Origin of the sequence: Streptomyces anandii JCM 4720 (assembly GCF_014650655.1) — a bacterium.
Taxonomy (GTDB): domain Bacteria; phylum Actinomycetota; class Actinomycetes; order Streptomycetales; family Streptomycetaceae; genus Streptomyces; species Streptomyces anandii.
Genome location: NZ_BMVJ01000008.1, coordinates 76,430 through 77,644, shown reverse-complemented (window position 1 = coordinate 77,644; position 1,215 = coordinate 76,430). Strand labels below are relative to the sequence as shown.

Here is a 1,215-nt window from a genome sequence, read left to right as displayed (position 1 = left end):
TGTCCGTGTCGATCTGCTGGGCCGTCTTCGCCAGGCCCGCCTTGAGGTCCTTCGCCTTGCCGCTCTCGTAGTCGTAGCCGAACTGCTGGATCGTCACCAGGTACTGGCCGCCGTTGATGGAGGCCGGGCTGGTGGTGGAATCCGGGTTCGCCGCGATGTCCAGGAAGGTCTTGAACCGGGGGTCGTACTTCAGCTTCGGGGACTTCAGGGCGGCGAGCGTGGAGGGCACGTTGTGGATGTCGTTGGCGAAGCCGACGACGGCGTCGGTGTCCGTGGTGATGTACTTGACGAACTCCCAGGCCGCGTTCTGCTTGTGGCTGGTGGCGGCGATGCCGGCGATGGTGCCGGTGATGTAGCCCTTGCCGTACTGGCTTGCCCGGTCGTCCGGGACGGGCAGCGGGGCGACGCCGATGTCGAACTTCGGCTTGGCGTCCACCGCCATGCCCAGCCGCCACTCGCCGTCGAGCTGCATGGCCACCTGGCCGGTGTGGAAGGGGTGCTTGGGGCCCCACTCGTCGCCCAGCGTGGCGCGGTACTTCTCCAGCTTCTGGAAGCCGCCGAGCTCGTCGACCAGCTTCTTCTGGAGGATGAAGCCCTTCTCGAAGGCCGGGTCCTTGGCGAGGTTCGACTTGCCACTGGAGTCGAAGTAGGTCGGGGAGAACTGCGCGAAGTAGTGCTCGGTCGTCGTCTCCCAGCCGTGGTAGTCCGGCATGAAGCCGAGCTGCTTGTAGCCGTCGCCCTGCGGGATCGTCAGCTTCTTGGCGTCCGCCTCGAACTCCGACCACGTCTTCGGCGGGTTCTTGATGCCCGCCTTCGCGAAGGCGGTCTTGTTGTAGTACAGGCCGTAGGCGTCGCCCAGCAGCGGCACCGTGCAGCGGTTGCCGTCGAACTGGGTGTACTCGTTCATCGCCTTCGGGAAGGTGGCCTGCGGATCGATGCCGGCCTTCTTGAAGAAGGGGTTGAGGTCGATCAGCGCGCCCGAGGAGCAGAACTTGCCGACGTTGTTCGTGGTGAAGGAGGAGATCACGTCCGGCGCCTTGTCGCCGCCCGAGCGCAGCGCCTGGTTGATCTTGTCGTCCGTCATGTTGCCGACGACGTTCACGTGGATGTTGGGGTGCGCGTGCTCGAAGCCGGCGATCAGCGACTTCACGGCCGCGACCTCGTTCGGCGCGCTCCAGGCGTGCCAGAAGTTGATCGTCGTCTCCTTGGAGGCGT

Annotated in this window: 1 protein-coding gene; it reads right to left on the bottom strand. The window is 65.3% G+C overall.

Going from position 1 to position 1,215, the window contains the following annotated elements:
* Nucleotides 1-1,215, bottom strand: a 1,215-nt coding sequence (locus IE249_RS16300) for an ABC transporter substrate-binding protein (protein ID WP_229858719.1), incomplete at both ends; no start/stop codon positions are given.